Origin of the sequence: Pseudarthrobacter oxydans (assembly GCF_030812335.1) — a bacterium.
Taxonomy (GTDB): domain Bacteria; phylum Actinomycetota; class Actinomycetes; order Actinomycetales; family Micrococcaceae; genus Arthrobacter; species Arthrobacter oxydans_B.
In genome coordinates, this window is the sequence record NZ_JAUSSN010000006.1 from 92,465 (window position 1) to 110,273 (window position 17,809).

Consider the following 17,809-nt stretch of genomic DNA (forward strand, 5'->3'; position numbering starts at 1 on the left):
CGGAAAAGCCTAAATCCGCTGATTTTCGCGCGGCGGCGGTAGATTTAGGACAGGAACAGCCGTTTCCGCCAGCCAGGAGATACGAACCACCGTGCACCTCAAGAGCCTGACCGTCCGGGGATTCAAGTCCTTCGCTTCGGCGACGACTTTCGAATTCGAACCAGGCGTCACCGCCGTGGTCGGCCCTAACGGTTCGGGCAAGTCCAATGTCGTGGACGCCCTGGCCTGGGTGATGGGCGAGCAGGGCGCCAAGACCCTGCGTGGCGGCAAGATGGAGGACGTGATTTTCGCGGGCACGTCCGGCCGCCCGCCGCTGGGGCGCGCCCACGTCTCCCTCACCATTGACAACAGCGACGGCGCCCTGCCGATCGAGTACAGCGAAGTCACGATTTCCCGCACGCTGTTCCGCACCGGCGGTTCGGAATACGCCATCAACGGCGCCGGCTGCCGCCTCCTGGACATCCAGGAACTCCTCTCCGATTCCGGACTGGGCCGCGAAATGCACGTGATCGTCGGGCAGGGGCAACTGGACAAGGTCCTCCACGCCACCCCGGAGGACCGGCGAGGCTTCATTGAGGAAGCGGCCGGCATCCTCAAGCACCGCCGCCGCAAGGAAAAGACGGTCCGCAAACTCGAAGCCATGCAGGCCAACCTCGCCCGGCTCAGCGACCTCACCGGCGAAATCCGGCGGCAGCTGACGCCGCTAGGCAAACAGGCCGAAGTGGCACGCCGGGCCCAGACCGTCCAGTTTGAGGTCCGTGACGCGCGTTCCCGCCTCCTAGCGGACGATCTGGTCCGGCTGCAGCAGGCCCTGGCCCAGGATGTGGCGGATGAGAGCGCGCTCAAGGCCCGCCGCGGCGTCGCCGGGCAGGAACTCGAACTCGGCAGGCAGCGGCAGGCCCGCCTCGAGCAACTCGCCGCCGAAGCCACGCCCAGGCTCAACACCGCCCGCGACACCTGGTACCAGCTCTCCGCCGGTCGGGAACGGCTGCGCTCGCTGGGATCGCTGGCCGAGGAACGCCGCCGGCTGCTCGGCGCCTCCGACAACGTCCCCGATTCCGGCCGCGACCCCGAGCAACTCGACCGGCAGGCGGCCCGCGTCCGGGAGGAACAAGCCGGGCTGGAGCGCCAGATCGTGGACCGCAGCGGCGGTCTGGAGGCCGCCGCCGCCGCCAAGCAGGACGCCGAAAATGCCGCCGCCGCCGAGGATAAGCGGCTCGCCACACTGCTCCGCGCCGCCGCAGACCGCCGCGAAGGCCTGGCCAAACTGGCCGGTCAGGTGGGTGCCGCACGCTCCCGCGTCGAATCCGCCCAGGCGGAACTCGGCCGGCTCCGGGAATCCCTCAAGGCAGGGGAGGAACGCCGCAGGCAGGCCCACAGCGAGTTCACCGCCCTGGAATCCCAGGTTGCCGGGGTCGAGGACGGCGAGGAAACCCTCGACGCCGACTTCGAGGACGCCAGCGCCGCCCTCGACGGTATCGTCGCCGAGATCGACGCGCTCACGGCCGCCGAACGCGACGGCGAACGAGAGCGCGGCGCCCTCCTGGCCCGCCGCGATGCCCTTCAGCTTGGACTCAACCGCAAGGACGGCTCGGACCACGTCCTCGGCGCAGGAATCCCCGGGGTGCTCGGAGCCCTCGCATCCATGATCAAGGTGGAACCCGGTTTCGAAGCCGCCATTTCGGCGGCCCTGGGAGCCTCCTCCGACGCCATTGTCGTGCAGGACAGCGAGGCCGCGGCGACCGCCGTGCAGCGGCTGAAGGACGACGACGCCGGCCGGGCCGCGCTGCTGCTGGCCGCCGCAGCTGCCACCCCAACCGAGACCCGGCCCGCTGCTGCCGGCGGGGAGCTCCCCGCGGACGCCCGGTGGGCCTCGCAGCTCGTCACGGCATCCGGCGCCGAGGAGGCCGCGTCCCGGCTGCCCATGTCCGGGCTGCTGGCGGGCGTCGCCGTCGTCGAGGGCCTGGACGCTGCGGCCGAGCTGGTGGCGGCGCGCCCTGAACTGACCGCCGTGACCCGGGCCGGCGACGTCCTGACCGCCCTGACAGTCAGTGGAGGCTCCGCGAAGGCGCCCTCGCTGATCGAAGTGCAGGCCGCCGTCGACGACGCAGCCTCCCGGCTGGCCGCGGTGACCGCCGCGCTGGAACGCCAGCGTTTCGCCCTCGCCGCCGCCCGGGCCCGCCGCGCCGCGGCGCAGGACCGTGCCGATGCTGCCCTGGAGAAACTCCACGATTCGGATGCCCGGCTGGCGGCCGTCGCCGAACGCCTGGGACACCTGAACTCCGTGCTGCGCAGCGCCGTCGGGGAAAGCGAGCGGCTCGCCGGTTCCCTGGCCAAAGCCGAAGCCAACATCGTCCTCGAACAGGAGGCGCTGGAGGCTGTGGCGGCACGGCTCGCCGCCGCCCAGGAAGCACCGGCGGAGGAGGAACCCTCCCCGGAGCACCGGGATGCCCTCGCCCTGGCCGCGTCGCTGGCCCGCAGCGCCGAAATGGAGGCCCGGCTCGGCCTGCGCAGCGCCGAGGAACAACTCTCGGCCACCCGCAACCGGGCATTGTCGCTGGAACGAGCCGCCGCCACCGAGCGGCGCGCCCGCGGGGAGGCAGCCGAACGGGCCCGCCGCCGCAGGCTCCAGGCCAAACGCGCCGCGGCCGTCTCCGCCGCCGTCGCCCAGGTGGTCGGCTTCCTCGACGTGTCCGTGGAACTCGCCCGGCAGGAGCGGGACAGCGCCGAGGAACGCAAGGAACAAATGGACGGCGAGCTGGCGGCCCTGCGCAGCAGCAATGATGCCCTCGCCCGCGAACTGGCCGAACTGACCGACTCGGTGCACCGCGACGAACTGGCCCGCGCGCAGCAGCGCCTCCGCATCGAAGCCCTTGAACTCAGGAGTGTCGAGGAGCTGGGACTGACCGCCGACCAACTCGTCGCAGATTTCGGACCGGACCAGCCCGTACCCGTGCCCGCCGCGGAATCGGCGGATAAATGGGCTGCCCTGCGCGCCCCGGTGGACGAGGACGGCCGCGGGATCGTGCCCGGCAAACCCTTCGTCCGCGAGGAGCAGGAGAAACGGCTCAAGCGGGCCGAACGGGACCTGTCCGCCCTGGGCCGGGTCAACCCGCTGGCGCTGGAGGAATTCGCAGCCCTCGAGGAACGCCACCAGTTCCTCAGCACCCAGCTCGAAGACCTCAAGTCCAGCCGCAGGGACCTGCTGGACATCATCAAGGAAGTCGATGAGCGCGTCCAAAAGGTCTTTGCCGAGGCGTTCGAGGACACCTCGGCGCAGTTCGTCCGGATCTTCGCACGGCTGTTTCCCGGCGGCGAGGGGCGGCTGGTCCTCACCGACCCCTCGGACCTGCTCACCACCGGCATCGAGGTCGAGGCGCGCCCGGCCGGCAAGAAGATCAAGCGGCTCTCGCTGCTCTCGGGCGGCGAACGGTCGCTGACCGCGGTGGCCCTGCTCGTGGCGATCTTCAAGGCTCGGCCCTCACCGTTCTATGTGATGGACGAGGTGGAAGCAGCCCTGGACGACACCAACCTGGGCCGGCTCATCACCATCTTCGAGGAGCTGCGCGAATCCAGCCAGCTCATCATCATCACGCACCAGAAACGCACCATGGAAGTCGCCGACGCCCTGTACGGCGTCACCATGCGCGGCGACGGCGTCTCCACTGTCATCAGCCAGCGTCTCGGCGCGCAGGTCTGAGGCGGGGCGGCCCGCGTTCGCGTACTAGGGGCCGGGGCCGGGCCATCCGTGTTTGCCCGCCCCGGAAGCGCTTATTCCCTGGCCCCGAGCCTGGCTTCGAGTTCCCCGGCGGTGATGAACAGCTGACGGTTGTACACATAGCCGCCGAGCCCCAGCTCCGCCTGGGTCGTGGTCAGGTCGACCATCGTGTCGGCGTCGCGCGGGGGCGCCGGCACGGGAGCCGGCCAGACCTGGACGGAGTAACCCACCGGGATGTAGGCGTCGAATTCCCAGGTCTGTGCCAGCGCCTGCTCGACCGCGGGGGTCACCGACTGCGGCGACAGGTGGTCCAGATAGAGGGTGATGTTGATCCGCCGCCGGTCCGGAGCGCCATCGGCGCTTCCACTGATCTCGGCCTCTTCGACTCCGTCGATGGTGAGCAGCGACGCGTGCAGCGCCGAGACCGCGTCCTTGACGTCACCGGCGCCATCGTCCTGGGAGCATCCGGACAAGCCCAGCGACGCCGGCATGATCAGTGCCGCGCCCACGAGCGCGCGAAATGCCTTTGCGACCGGAACGGGCTTGCCGATGCGGAACCAATGAGTGGCACGGTCATCAGCGGTGGCACGTGGGTTCCGCTGCATCGTCACGTGAAGGACTCGCCGCTGCCGAGGGGTTCGCCCGCGCGCCAGAAGTTGAGGGCGGCGGCAATGCCGAGGCTCACGAGCAGCACTCCGGGACCTGCCAGCCGGAAGAAGCCCGGCAGCTCGGCTGACAGCGCGTCCGCCGAGCCATACGGCCCCACGGCCATGGAGAGGTTCATCGGAGAAAGCCCCAGCAGCACTCCGCCGGCGCCGGTCAGCCAGAGGTCGAAACGCCAGCGATAGTCCACCCAGCGCCAGAAGGACTTGCCCGGGCCGCCGTCGCTGATCGCTGCGCCCCGAACACGGTACTGCCGCACGTAGCCGAGCTTCTTGATGAGCGACGTGAACGAAGCGAGCGTGATTCCCAGGGCAAAGGACCCATAAATCATCCAGAGCCCGCTGAAGCTGTGGTCGTCGGAGACCGTCTCCGGCCACGCACCGGTGAACCACGAGACCACCGGGATGCCACTGAGCAGGGCAGCCACCACGAGGCCGGTCGTCGACCAAAGCAGGTGCCAGCCCACGCCGAGCACCCGGAATTCCGACACCACCGACGCCGTGGGCAGCGGGCCCGTCCGAGGTTTCGACGACGGCGCCATCGAACCGCGGCGAAGCTGTTCCCCCGTGACCAGGCAGCACACCGCAAAAAGCAGGATGAGCGCCGGCAAGGCCGCCAGGCTTCCCTTGGCGATGCCGGCCAGGCCGTCGAGCTGGTCATTTGCGGTTCCGGCTGCCACGGCCTGGCCGACCAGGGTCAGAACCAGTCCCCCTCCGAACAGCACGACCAGGCACAGCGCCACCAGGACGACGCCCGCGATGGAGAGCCGCCTGCCGAAGCGCCTGTTGGCCTTGGCCACGTAGGTTTTGCGGGCCAGGAGTGCTTCTGCTTCGGCTTCGGTCAGTTCGGTGGTCATCCGCCGGCTCCGGAGCGGACCGTCGAATGGGCGAGTGTCACGGGAAGAGCTGTGTGCGGCATGAAGTGACGGCCTTCGGTCGAGTGGCGGGTCCGGGATCGGGTCCCAGGCAATCGAGTCGACCATGGAGCTGAACAGCGCCCCGATCCTAGCACCCTGGACCGTCGCGGCCGGGAACGTCGGAGCCGGACCCTCGGGCTGATCGCGCCCCGCGTCGCATTTGGGGTTTGTGAGAAGCTAGGGGAGTGAACGACATCCTCCCCATTCTTCTGCCCATTCTCGCCGCCCTGGTGGTCCTCGGTGCACTCATTCCGGTCCTAATGAAGACCCGGAAGAACATCACCAACTACCCCGGAAAGCGTGACGAGAACGATCCAGTGGCGCCCGGTGCCGGCGGCGGAACACTCCTCGAGGACCGCCCGGCGCCAACGCGCGAACGCAAGGCGCCGGACTCTGTCGGCCTCGAGGCGCCGGAAACAGTCGAAGTCCCGGACGACGTCGCCGGCCTGGAATTGGTCCCGGTCGAAACGCCGCTGCCGGTCGCCGGCCGCCTGATCCGCCTGCGCGAGCGCCTCGTCAAGTCCAACAACATCCTCGGCAAGGGCCTGCTGGCACTGCTGTCCGCGGACAAGATCGATGAAAATGTCTGGGACGAGGTGGAGGAAACCCTCCTGCTCGCCGACCTCGGCACCGAGCCGACCCTGCAGCTCGTGGACGCGCTCCGCGAACGCGTCAAGGTGCTCGGCACCCGTTCCCCGGAGCAGGTCAAAGCCCTGCTCCGGGAGGAACTCATCAAGATGGTCGACCCGACGATGGACCGCAGCCTGCGGGTCGATCGGCACGCCGACAAACCCGCCGTCGTACTGGTGGTGGGCGTCAACGGCGTCGGCAAGACCACCACGGTGGGCAAGCTCGCCCGTGTGCTCGTCGCCGAGGACAAGGACGTGCTGCTGGGCGCGGCGGACACCTTCCGCGCCGCTGCCGCCGAACAGCTGGCCACCTGGGGACAGCGCGTCGGCGTCGCCACGGTGAAGTCCGACATCGACGGTGCGGACCCGGCGTCGGTCGCCTATGAGGCGGTCAAGGCCGGCATCGACCAGGAAGTCGACGTCGTGATGATCGACACCGCCGGGCGCCTGCAGAACAAGGTGGGCCTGATGGACGAGCTCAGCAAGGTCAAGCGTGTCATCGAGAAGCTCGCCGAGGTTGACGAGGTGCTTCTGGTCCTCGACGCCACGACGGGACAGAACGGACTGAACCAGGCCCGGGTCTTCGCCGAGGTCGTGAACATCACCGGCATCGTCCTGACCAAGCTGGACGGCACGGCCAAGGGCGGCATCGTGGTGGCCATCCAGAAGTCGCTTGGCGTCCCGGTCAAGCTGATCGGCCTCGGCGAAGGGGCGGACGACCTCGCCCCGTTCGACGCCGAGAGCTTCGTCGACGCCATCCTGAACTAGCCCCACCGCAGCAACGCTTAAACCCAACTGGCTCCCAGCCGGTGCCGCCCGGATCCACCGGAACGCCACCAGCTGGGAGCCAGCTGTTTGTGTCCTGCCTAGTGCTTGAAGTTCAGCACGGTCACGGTGCCGGCCGTCAGCTTGAACGTCTGCGTCTGTGAACCGTAGGCGAAACCCTCAACCGTGGCACGGTCCGGGAGCGGAATCGGTTCGGACTTGGCGCCGTCGATCACCGTGCTGTCCTCGGCCCCGTAGCTGGGCCCGGTCATTTGGGTCATGGTTCCGGTCAGTGCCCGCGCGGGCAGCTGGACCGTGACATCGGTCTGGGCCGCCTTCTCGGGGTCGTTCTCGTTGACCAGGACAACGGTTGTGCTGCCGTCGGCGTTCTGCAGGGCGTAGCTGAACATCAAGCCACCGCCCTTCGAGTCGAGCTTCAGGAACTTGCCGGCCTCCAGCTCGGCGACCATGGAGATGCCGAAGAAGTTGGCACGGCCGGAGACCTCGCCGTTCGGTTTGAGGTAGGGGCCGCCGGTGCAGACGGCGGACATGGGGGGACCACCCTTGCAGGTCAGCATCGAGCTGTGGAAGCCGATCCGGGTAATACCCAGCTGCGCGGCGTTCAGCGCGTAGTCCGTGGTCCAGAGAGCCGAGGCATGAGTGCGGGATGTCTCATTCGACCCCGGGCAGGCCGCGATCCCCGTCTCCGGAAGCCAGGTTTCCAGGCCCGCGTCCTTGCCGACCTTCAGCGCCGCCTGCTGGTAATCCGCGGCCCGGTCATGCATCAGCCGGCTCATCAGGTTCGCCAGGGTCGGAGAGGCCTTGGGGTCCACCGTTCCGTCGCAGCTGTAGAGCGGGTAGTTGTGGAAGGTCAGGATCTTCTTTTGCGGGATGTCGGCGTCGATGAACGGCTGCCACCATTTCTGGTCGTAGGCGCCCGGGCCCGAGATGGGCACGTTCGGGGCCACGGCGTTGATCGCGGCCGCGTACGCCTTGAGCTCCGTGACGTACTTCTCAATGTTGTAGCCACCCGGGCGGACACCATTGGATCCGAATCCGTTCGGTTCGTTGCCGACGGTGATGCTCAGCAGCCTGGGCCCGAAAATCTCGGTTGCGTGCTTGGCCATATCCGCGGCGCGGTTCGGGTCGTAGTGGCCCAGGTCCACGGTGAGGCTGACGGTCGCGTCCGCAGCCTCCAGCAGGGTGTTCAGCCGGGCGAGATCCGCCGGGCCCACAGCCCTGACCGGGTGTGCTGCGTCTCCGCGGTAGCTGGACGGGACCGCCTCGTTGCTTGAGGTCCAGAAGAAGCGGCGGTCCACCGCGTTGCCGCCGAACCGGAGCACCGGCTGGTCGGCCTCCTGCAGCAGTTTCACTGTCGACGCGTTGCTGCTGCTCAGGGCAGGATCGGCGAGGTCGGTGGCTTCGAGCGAGATTCCGACCAGGCCCTTGGTCAGCGAGGTGCCCACCGGATCCTGCGAAACCTTCACGTCGAGCGGTTCCACCGCTTCCAGGGGTGAACCGGCCGGCGGGCCCGGCTGCTTGTAGTACGTGACGGCCGGGGCTGGAGGCAATGCCGCCTCCGGCACGGCCGAGGTGGTCGCCGGGCCCGCGGCGGGGGCCGCCGAGTCTTCTGCAGCGCCCGGCCCGAGGAAAAACACCAGCGACGCGAGTACGGCAATGACCGCGAGCACCGAAATCACGACGGCGGGACGGAGGTTCCTGCGCCTTGCACCGGCCGCGTCCTCCGGTCTGTTGTCGGCGGTGTGTTCGGGTGAACGTTCAGTGGGTGGCATGTTAAAGACTTCTCCAGCTTCTGGGTGGGATCTCCCAACAGCCTAACGAAGTCCGCCGGTGCCGTTCGACGCGGGGCCGGCGGACGGGCATCCCCGGGCGGGTCAGGCGCCGCGGCGGGCCGCCGGCCGGGGGAAGGTCTCCCGGGCCAGCAGCCAGCCCGCGGCAGCCGCCACCAGGACGCCGCCGGTGACGCCGAAGGCCCAGCCGTAGCCCAGCCGGTCCGCGAGGAGCCCGGCAAGGACCGGTCCGATGATCGCCCCGCTGTCCGCGGTCATCTGGAAGATGGCCAGGACCCGGCCGCCGGAGCGCTCGTTGCCGATCACATCGGCCATGGCTGCCTGCTGCGCGGGACCGAGCAGGCCTGAACCGATGCCGGCGACAGCGGTCGCCACAAGGAACCAGAGCAACTCGTGCGTGAAGCCGATGGCTGCCGTTGCCGTTCCGGTGACCAGCAGTCCGGAGACCATCATGGGTTTCCGGCCCAGGCTGTCCGCGAGTTTGCCGGAGAATGTCAGCGCCACAGCGTTGGCCGCGGCGAACATGGCCAGCGCCCAGCCCGCCGATTCCGGTCCCGCGTTCAGGGCGGCGACGGCGAAGAGCGGTACCGTGGCCATCCGCACTCCGAAGGTCGCCCAGCCGTTGGCGAAGCTGGAGAACAGCCCTGCCCGGTACGCGCTGTCCCGCAGTGCCTCGCGCAGCTCCATCGCCGGCGCCGTGCTCCCGTCCGGGCGGGAGGCCGCCGGCACGTGGCTCAGCTGGGTCTGCACCACAAGTGCCGCCAGGACGAGGGCGGCCGCGTAGACGAGGAACGGCACCCGCAGGCCGAAGCCGGCCAGCAGCCCGCCCACGACCGGCCCGCACACATTGCCGATGAGGAACGCCGAGGCGTAGGCGCCGGAGACCCGTCCGCGGCTCTCCGGGGGGGCCAGCCGGACCACCAGGGCCATCGACGCCACCGTGAACATCACCGAGCCGGCCCCGCCGAGACCGCGGAAGATCAGCAGTTGCCAGTAGTCCTGGGCGAAGGCACACGCCGCCGTCGACGCCGCAACAATCAACAGCCCGGCCACGTAGACCGGCCGTTCCCCGAGCCGCACAATCAGCGCGCCTCCCGCGGGGGCGAACACGAGCCGCATGAACGCGAAGATGCTCACGATCACGGCGGCCGCCGTCGCGCCGACGTCGAAAGTGGTGGCGAATTGGGGGAGGACCGGTGCCACGAGACCGAAGCCGAGGGCGATGAGGAAGGCAGCCACCAACATCACCTTGATGTCCCGGGGCAGCACCGGCTTGCCGTGGGTCCGGGTACCGCCCTGCGGCGGGGATCCCGCGGGGCGGGGGGTCTTACTCATGGCGGCGGCTTCCTGGTGATGCGGGCGATGCGGGAGGGGATATTGGAACGCGTGAAACATAACCGTAACAAGAAGGATTTGCACCATTTACTTCCGGGAGGTTCTTGTAACAACCCGGCAATCTAAATCCTCCGCCGGCGAAACACGGCGACGACAAACTCTTCTTAGAACGCAAACCGCGTTGAGGCACGCGGAGAACTCCGCAACATCTTTTAGATCGCATCTAAGCAAGGGAGGACGTGCACCATGGAACTTACCGCAGGTCACGTATGGCTGATGGTGGCAGCAGCACTCGTGCTGTTCATGACACCAGGACTCGCATTTTTCTACGGCGGCATGACGCGCGCCAAGGCCGCACTGAACATGATGATGATGAGTTTCATCTCCATCGGCATGGTCGGTGTGGTCTGGGTGCTCTGGGGCGCTTCGATGAGCTCCGGCGAAGGCTTCATGCAGATGGTTGGAAACCCGTTCGCCACCTTCGGGCTGGAGGGCATCGACACTCCTGACGGACTCATCAAGGTCGGCTACGCCGCCACGTTCGCCATCATTACCGTTGCCCTGATCAGCGGGGCGATCGCTGACCGCGCCAAGTTCGGCGCCTGGACGGTCTTCGTCCCGGTCTGGGTCACCCTGGTGTACTGCCCGCTGGCCTACATGGTCTGGGGCGGCGGGCTGTTCGGCCCGGAAGGCGCCATCGGCCAGGCCCTCGGCCCGGCGATCGACTTCGCCGGCGGCACGGTTGTCCACATCAACGCCGGTGTTGCCGCGCTGATCCTCGTCCTGATCATCGGCAACCGCAAGGGCTTCGGCAAGGACCCCAACCACCGCCCGCACAACATCCCGTTCGTTATGCTCGGTGCCGCGATCCTGTGGTTCGGCTGGTTCGGTTTCAACGGCGGCGCAGCAACAACGGCAGAACAGGGCGGCCTGATCTGGGTCAACACCCTGGCAGCCCCGGCCGCGGCAATGCTCGGCTGGCTCATCACGGAGCGTGTCCGCGACGGTCACCCGACCTCGCTCGGTGCCGCCTCCGGTGTCGTTGCCGGCCTCGTCGCCATCACCCCGGCCTGCGCCAACGTCAGCCCGATCGGCGCCCTGGGCCTCGGCCTGATCGCCGGTGCGGCTTCCGCCCTGGCCGTCGGCCTCAAGTTCCGCTGGGGCTTTGACGACTCGCTCGACGTCGTCGGTGTCCACCTCGTCTCGGGCATCATCGGCACCGTGGCACTGGGCTTCATCGCCCTCCCGGCCGACGGTGTTGGCGGCGGCCTGTTCTACGGCGGCGGCCTCACCCAGCTGTGGGCCCAGCTCGCGGCGGCCGGTATTGCCATCGCCTACTCCGCAGTGATGACGGCACTCATCGCCTTCGCCATCCACAAGACCATGGGCTTCCGGGTTTCCCAGGAGCAGGAAGTCGTGGGCGTGGACCTCAGCCTGCACGCCGAAACCGCCTACGAATTCGGCGTCGGCGGCCACGGTGGAAGCTTCACCCCGCTGCACGAACTCATCACCGGCAAGGCCCAGGGCGACGCCGGGGCGGCCCCGGCCGCCGAGCCGGTGGACGCCACGTCCAACGGCAAGAAGACCGCAGCAGCAGGTAAGGAAAGTGTGGAGGCATGAAACTGATCACAGCAATCGTCCGGCCCGAAAAGCTCGACACCATCCGCGAGGGCCTTGAGGCCTATGGGGTGCAGGGCCTCACCGTCAGCGCGGCCAGCGGCTACGGCCGGCAGCGGGGCTACACCGAGGTGTACCGCGGTGCCGAGTACAACGTGGACCTGCTGCCCAAAATCCGGGTAGAGGTCCTGGCCACCGACGAACAGGCGGACGACATCCTCGATGTCATCATCGCCAGCTCGAACACCGGCCGGGCCGGTGACGGCAAGGTCTGGACGATGGATGTGTTCGAAGCGGTGCGGGTCCGCACCGGAGAACGCGGCTCGGCGGCTATTTAGCCAGCCTCAGTCAACAAGGCGGGCCGGGAACCTGAAAAGGTACCCGGCCCGCTTTTGTGCGTCTGACCGCACTAACGACGGCGACGCCGGTCAGGCCCGCCAGCCCTCCGGCCCGGCGCTCCCGGCGGCGTACTCCTCCAGCGGTGCGCTGTCCCGGGCCCAGGCCTTGAGGACGGGCTCCAGGATCCGCCAGCAGTCTTCCGCGGTGTCGGCGCGGACGGAGAGCAGGGGATCGCCGGTCAGGACACCCTCCAGGACCTCCCCGTACGGCAGCAGTTCGGACGCGCTGAGCTCGGCCTCGAGGGTGGCGCGGTCCAGGCTGAGGACATCGCCGGGGCCGTTCACATCGACGTCGAACTGCAGCGTGTCCGGGCCGAAGCCGATCCGCAGCTGGTTGGGGGAGTCCACCCCGGTGAAACCCCGGGGCAGGTGCGGTACCGGGCGGAAGGTCACCACGGCCTCCTTGCGCTTGACGCCCAGGGCCTTTCCGGAGCGCAGGATGAAGGGGACGCCCTGCCAGCGCCAGTTGTCGATCCGCACTTCCACCTCGGCGAGCGTTTCGGTGCCCCGGGCCGGGTCGACGCCGTCTTCGCTGGCGTAGTCCGGAACCTTCCGGCCGTCGACCGATCCCGCCGTGTACCTGGCGCGCCGTGTGCTCCTGGCGTAGGGCGCCTTGATGCTGCTGGCCCGCAGCACCGTGGCCACGGCGTCGCGGAGGTCCCGCTCGTCCACCGAGGCCGGCGGTTCGAGCGCCATCAGGGCCATGATCTGCAGCAGGTGGCTCTGGATCATGTCGCGCAGCGCCCCGGCGCCGTCGTAGTAACGGGCGCGCCCCTCCAGCGCGAGGTCCTCGTCAAAGACAATCTCGACCTTTTCGATGTGCTCGCGGTTCCACACCGGTTCCAGGAAGGTGTTGGCGAAGCGCAGCCCCAGGATGTTCAGCACCGTCGCCTTGCCCAGGAAATGGTCCACCCGGTGGATGTGGTCCTCCGGGACCAGGGCCGACAGGGTTTCATTCAGGTGCCGGGCGGACTCCTCGCTGGAACCGAACGGTTTCTCCATGACCAGCCGGGTCCCGGCCGGCACCTGTCCGGGGGCCAGCGCCTCGCAGGCCAGCTGGCTGACGCGCGGCGGCAGCGCGAAGTAGATGGCCACGGGCCCCTCCAGCCCGGCCAGCAGTCCGGCCAGCTGCCCGTCGGCCGTGACGTCGAGCTGGTGGTACGCGGTGGTGTCGCGGATCCGTTTCAGCTCCCGCCGGCCGTAGGCCTCGGCCTGGGAGTTGGCGTCGGCGAACGACTCCTCGATGCGCTCCAGCCACTGCCCGGGGGTCCAGGCGTCGGAGCCGGCGCCCACCAGGGTCAGGCCGTCGGCGCGCCCCCGGGACACGAGCCGGGCCAGGCCCGGCAGCAGCAGCCTGCCGGTGAGGTCGCCCGAGGCGCCGAGGATGAGCAGGGTTTTTACGGTTGTTTGGCTGGTCACCTACGTCAGCATGCCATCTTGAAGGCGTGTCTTGGTACCCTAGATAGTCGAGTCCCGTTGTCGAGGCAGTTCGTTCCGGCGAACATCAGTCGCGACGCTGGCGTGCCGGCCCGGCCGCCATCTGAAGATCCACTGAAAGAAGTGCACGGCGCGTGTTCAATTCACTCTCTGACCGGTTGACAGCAACCTTCAAGAATCTCCGTGGCAAGGGTCGCCTGACCGAGGCGGACGTTGACGCCACGGTCCGCGAAATCCGGCGTGCCCTCCTGGATGCCGACGTTGCCGTGCCCGTGGTCCGCGAATTCACCGGCCGCGTGCGCGAACGTGCCCTCGGCGCCGAGGTCTCGGCCGCCCTGAACCCCGGCCAGCAGATCGTGAAGATCGTCAACGAGGAGCTCGTCGAGATCCTCGGCGGCGAGACGCGCCGGATCCGCCTCGCGAAGACCGGGCCCACCATCATCATGCTCGCCGGGCTCCAGGGCGCCGGCAAGACCACCCTGGCCGGCAAGCTGGCCAAGCACCTCAAGGCGCAGGGCCACAGCCCCCTGCTCGTGGCCTGCGACCTGCAGCGCCCCAATGCCGTGACCCAGCTCCAGGTCGTCGGCAAGCGCGCCGGCGTTCCCGTCTTCGCCCCGCACCCGGGTGCCACCTCCACCGAACTGGACCACCCGGCCGGCGACCCGGTCTCGGTCGCCCGCGCCGGCGTCGAGGAAGCCCGCCGCACGCTGCACGACGTCGTGATCGTTGACACCGCCGGCCGGACCGGCGTGGACGCCGACATGATGGAACAGGCGCGCCAGATCCGCCGCGCCATCGTTCCGAACGAAGTGCTGTTCGTGGTCGACGCCATGATCGGCCAGGACGCCGTCACCACGGCCATGGCCTTCGACGAGGGCGTCAACTTCACCGGCATCGCGCTCTCCAAGCTCGACGGCGACATGCGCGGCGGTGCCGCGCTGTCCGTCGCCTCGGTCACCGGCAAGCCCGTGATGTTCGCGTCCACCGGCGAAGGCCTGGACGACTTCGAGCTCTTCCACCCCGACCGGATGGCCTCACGCATCCTCGACCTCGGTGACGTGCTCACCCTGATCGAGCAGGCGGAGAAGTCCTGGGACAAAGACGAAGCCGCCCGGATGGCGCAGAAGTTCGCCGACCAGGAAGACTTCACGCTCGACGACTTCCTCGCCCAGATGCAGCAGATCCGCAACATGGGATCCATGAAGAAGATGCTCATGATGATGCCCGGAGCACAGAACATCCGGCAGCAGCTCGAGCAGTTCGACGAGCGTGAGATCGACCGCGTCGAGGCGATCGTCCGGTCCATGACCCCGCATGAGCGCGTGGCCCCGAAGATCATCAACGGTTCCCGCCGGGCCCGGATTGCCCGCGGCTCCGGTGTTCACGTCTCCGAGGTCAACGGCCTGCTGGAACGCTTCGCCCAGGCCCAGAAGATGATGAAGAAGATGGCTGCCGGCGGCGGCATGCCCGGAATGCCGGGGATGCCCGGCATGGGCGGCGGCGGGGCCCGCAAGGGTGCCAAGAGCGCACCCAAGAAGAAGGCCCGCTCCGGCAACCCGGCCAAGGCCGCGCAGGAGCTCAAGGAGGCCCAGGCCCGTCGGGCCGAGGGCGCCAAGGCCCTCCCGACCGGTGCCGCGTTCGGCCAGCAGGGCGGGGACTTCGATCCCTCCCAGCTGAACCTGCCCAAGGGCTTCGACAAGTTCCTCGGCGGCGGCAAATAGGCCCTGACGGCCGAGATGCCGCCGGCCCATTGCCGGGCCGGTGTCATAGGGTTAGACCATGTACAAGCCACGCGTAGTCTTCGTCCACGGGGCGGGCAGCTTCGGTGCTGCCGCGTGGCCGAAACAGCACGGAATGGCGCTGGACTACGACGCGCTGTTCCTGCGCCGCCACGGGTATGACCCCGTCGCCGAGCCGCTGGAAACGGACTTCGCCGCCGACGCCGCCATCGTCCTTCGTGCGCTGGCCGACGACGGCCGCGGCAAGGCCGGCGGCCACGTCGTTGCCCACTCGCAGGGTGCCATCGCCGCGATGATGGCCGGCGTCGAACGCCCGGACCTGGTGCAGTCGCTGACCCTGGTGGAGCCGGCCTGCCTCTCGCTCACCGCGGAGCTGCCGGCGACGGCGGCGCACCGCGCCCTGATGCAGCCGCTCTTCGAGGTCCGCCACCACCTGAGCGATGAGGATTTCCACCGCGAATTCGTCCGCCGCGTGTTCGCGGCCCACACCCCGGCCCAGGCGACCCTGGGCGCCCCCAGCCCGGAAGACCAGCGGGAGGCTCGCCGTCTGCGCCTGCAGGTCCCGCCCTGGGAAGCCCCGCTGCAGATTGTCCCCGGCGTCCCCACCCTGGTCCTGACCGGCGGCTGGGAACCGCTCTATGAAGAGATCGCGGGGTACCTGCGTGAGACCGGCGCCGTGCACCGCACCGCGCCGGGAGGGCACCGGCCCCAGGACTCGGCCGAGGGAAACCGGATCATCCGGGCGTTCATCGCCGACGTCGGCCGGCAGCAGCACGCCGAGGCATCCTAGCCGGCTGCGGGCACGCCGACGGCAGGCGCCGGCAGGTAGACCTTGCCGCCCGAGGCGATGAACTCCCTGCTCTTTTCCCGCATTCCGGCCGCCGACGCAGCCTGCGGATCTGCTGAGCCGTATTCGTCCCGGATGTCCTGGCTGATCCGCATGGAGCAGAACTTGGGTCCGCACATCGAGCAGAAATGTGCCGTCTTGGCCGGCTCCGCGGGGAGCGTCTCATCGTGGAACGCCTCGGCCGTCACCGGGTCCAGGGACAGCGCGAACTGGTCCCGCCAGCGGAACTCGAACCGTGCCTTGGACAGGGCGTCGTCGCGTTCATGCGCACCGGCGCGGCCCTTGGCGAGATCCGCGGCGTGGGCGGCGATCTTGTAGGTGATCACGCCGGTCTTTACATCGTCCTTGTTGGGCAGTCCCAGGTGTTCCTTGGGCGTGACGTAGCAGAGCATGGCTGTTCCATAGCGGGCAATCTCGGTGGCGCCGATCGCCGAGGTGATGTGGTCATAGCCGGGTGCGATATCGGTGACCAGCGGCCCCAGGGTATAGAACGGGGCCCCCTTGCAGAGTTCCTGCTGACGTTCGACGTTCTCCCGGACCAGGTGGAACGGCACATGCCCGGGCCCTTCCACCATGACCTGTACATCGAAAGCCCAGGCCCGCTGCGTGAGCTCGGCCAGGGTGTCCAGTTCGGCGAACTGCGCCGCATCGTTGGCATCTGCCGTCGCGCCGGGCCGCAGACCGTCACCCAGCGAGAACGCGACGTCGTAGCGGGCGAAGATCCCGCAGAGCTCATCGAAATGGGTATAAAGGAAGTTCTCCTGGTGGTGGGCCAGGCACCAGCCGGCCATGATCGCTCCGCCGCGGGACACGATGCCGGTGACCCGGTTGGCCGTCAGCGGCACGTAGCGCAGCAGCACCCCGGCGTGGATGGTCATGTAGTCCACGCCCTGCTCGCACTGCTCGATCACGGTGTCCCGGAAAATCTCCCACGTCAGGGCGTTGGCCTCGCCGTTGACCTTTTCCAGCGCCTGGTAGATCGGGACGGTGCCGATAGGTACGGGGGAGTTGCGGATGATCCATTCGCGGGTGGTGTGGATGTCGTCCCCGGTGGAGAGGTCCATGACGGTATCCGCGCCCCACCGGGTGGCCCATTGAAGCTTGTCGACTTCCTCCGCGATGGAGCTGGTCACGGCCGAGTTGCCGATGTTTGCGTTGATTTTCACCAGGAACGCCTTGCCGATGATCATCGGCTCGGATTCGGGGTGGTTGACGTTGCTGGGGATGATGGCGCGACCTGCGGCCACTTCGGACCGGACCAGTTCGACGTCGCAGTTCTCCCGCAACGCGACGAACCGCATCTCCTGGGTGATCAGCCCGTCCCGCGCGTACCGCATCTGCGTGACCGTCCTGCCGTCGACGGCACGGCGCGGCGCCGGTCGGGCGCCCCTCCATTCGGCCGTCGCCGCGCCGCGGCGCACTGCCGACCTGCCGTCATCGAGCAGCTCCCGGGCCCGGCCCTCGTAAGGTCCGGTGTCCTCCCTGGCGGCAATCCAGGGGGCACGCAACGGCGCCAGGCCCCGGACCGGTTCACTCCCGGGGCCGGCGGTGCGGTACACGCGGAACGGGGCGTTGGCGGCGCCGCCCGGGGAGTCGGCCAGCACGATTTCGGTCACCGGGACGCGGATGCCGTGCTCGGCGTCGGTGGCGAACGCCAGGGAGTGGGACTTCAACGACTGCGTGGAGGCCGGAGAATGATCCTGGACGGGCAGGTCCGGGGCTGCGTCATTTTGGACAGGGCTGTGCTGTGTCAATTGCGTCTTCACGGAATACTCACTTCCTTCGCCGGCATTACCCGGACAGGTTCAACGGTCGCAGGCTGCGTCAGCCCGATCTCAGCCCCTGCAAGGGCTCCCGTGTGGTCGTAGACGAAGCTACCACAGGCCGTCCGGACGGCCGCCGCGTATGACGGCGCCCGGCCAGGCCGAGGTTTA

At 68.6% G+C, this 17,809-nt stretch carries 12 protein-coding genes and 1 riboswitch; of the genes, 6 read left to right on the forward strand and 6 right to left on the reverse strand.

All coding sequences use genetic code 11. From position 1 onward, the window contains the following. Positions 1–91 precede the first annotated feature (91 nt). Positions 92–3,700: a chromosome segregation protein SMC gene (gene smc / locus J2W14_RS11455; protein ID WP_307462504.1), complete on the forward strand. Its 3,609-nt coding sequence runs from the start codon at positions 92–94 to the stop codon at positions 3,698–3,700. Positions 3,701–3,771: 71 nt separating this feature from the next. Here smc and J2W14_RS11460 read toward each other — a convergent pair whose 3' ends face one another. Both J2W14_RS11460 and J2W14_RS11465 read right to left on the reverse strand, forming a co-directional pair. Next, positions 3,772–4,227, reverse strand: a complete 456-nt coding sequence (locus J2W14_RS11460) for a hypothetical protein (protein ID WP_307462505.1) — start codon at positions 4,225–4,227, stop codon at positions 3,772–3,774. Positions 4,228–4,325: 98 nt separating this feature from the next. Further along, positions 4,326–5,237: a hypothetical protein gene (locus tag J2W14_RS11465; RefSeq protein ID WP_307462507.1), complete on the reverse strand. Its 912-nt coding sequence runs from the start codon at positions 5,235–5,237 to the stop codon at positions 4,326–4,328. Between the two features lie 245 nt (positions 5,238–5,482). Between J2W14_RS11465 and ftsY the strand changes: the two genes are divergently transcribed. After that, positions 5,483–6,694 (forward strand): signal recognition particle-docking protein FtsY, encoded by a 1,212-nt coding sequence (gene ftsY, locus J2W14_RS11470; protein ID WP_307462509.1) that lies wholly within the window; start codon positions 5,483–5,485, stop codon positions 6,692–6,694. Positions 6,695–6,792: 98 nt separating this feature from the next. On the opposite strand, the gene J2W14_RS11475 is transcribed toward ftsY, so the two are convergent. Further along, the gene (locus tag J2W14_RS11475) at positions 6,793–8,484 is read right to left on the reverse strand and encodes a hypothetical protein (protein ID WP_307462511.1); all 1,692 of its coding nucleotides are present in this window, start codon (positions 8,482–8,484) and stop codon (positions 6,793–6,795) included. Positions 8,485–8,586: 102 nt separating this feature from the next. After that, entirely contained in the window at positions 8,587–9,837 is a 1,251-nt protein-coding gene (locus tag J2W14_RS11480) for an MFS transporter (protein WP_370871267.1), read from the reverse strand. A gap of 246 nt (positions 9,838–10,083) precedes the next feature. Between J2W14_RS11480 and J2W14_RS11485 the strand changes: the two genes are divergently transcribed. Both J2W14_RS11485 and J2W14_RS11490 read left to right on the forward strand, forming a co-directional pair. Next, positions 10,084–11,457 (forward strand): ammonium transporter, encoded by a 1,374-nt coding sequence (locus J2W14_RS11485; RefSeq protein ID WP_307462513.1) that lies wholly within the window; start codon positions 10,084–10,086, stop codon positions 11,455–11,457. Continuing rightward, positions 11,454–11,792, forward strand: a complete 339-nt coding sequence (locus tag J2W14_RS11490) for a P-II family nitrogen regulator (protein WP_024366371.1) — start codon at positions 11,454–11,456, stop codon at positions 11,790–11,792. Before J2W14_RS11485 ends, J2W14_RS11490 begins: the two co-directional genes overlap by 4 nt. A 90-nt stretch (positions 11,793–11,882) precedes the next feature. On the opposite strand, the gene J2W14_RS11495 is transcribed toward J2W14_RS11490, so the two are convergent. After that, entirely contained in the window at positions 11,883–13,271 is a 1,389-nt protein-coding gene (locus tag J2W14_RS11495) for a glucose-6-phosphate dehydrogenase (protein ID WP_307462514.1), read from the reverse strand. A 152-nt stretch (positions 13,272–13,423) separates the two neighbouring features. Between J2W14_RS11495 and ffh the strand changes: the two genes are divergently transcribed. Both ffh and J2W14_RS11505 read left to right on the forward strand, forming a co-directional pair. After that, on the forward strand, positions 13,424–15,010 hold the full coding sequence (gene ffh / locus J2W14_RS11500; RefSeq protein ID WP_307462516.1) for a signal recognition particle protein: 1,587 nt from the start codon (positions 13,424–13,426) through the stop codon (positions 15,008–15,010). Between the two features lie 58 nt (positions 15,011–15,068). Continuing rightward, complete coding sequence (locus tag J2W14_RS11505; RefSeq protein WP_307462518.1) at positions 15,069–15,818, forward strand: alpha/beta fold hydrolase; 750 nt, start codon at positions 15,069–15,071, stop codon at positions 15,816–15,818. Here the strand turns inward: J2W14_RS11505 and thiC are convergent. Beyond that, complete coding sequence (thiC, locus tag J2W14_RS11510) at positions 15,815–17,641, reverse strand: phosphomethylpyrimidine synthase ThiC (protein WP_307462519.1); 1,827 nt, start codon at positions 17,639–17,641, stop codon at positions 15,815–15,817. The two genes, J2W14_RS11505 and thiC, sit on opposite strands and share 4 nt — an antisense overlap. Further along, positions 17,636–17,743, reverse strand: a riboswitch (TPP riboswitch). (Overlaps the previous gene by 6 nt.) Between the last annotated feature and the right edge of the window lie 66 nt (positions 17,744–17,809).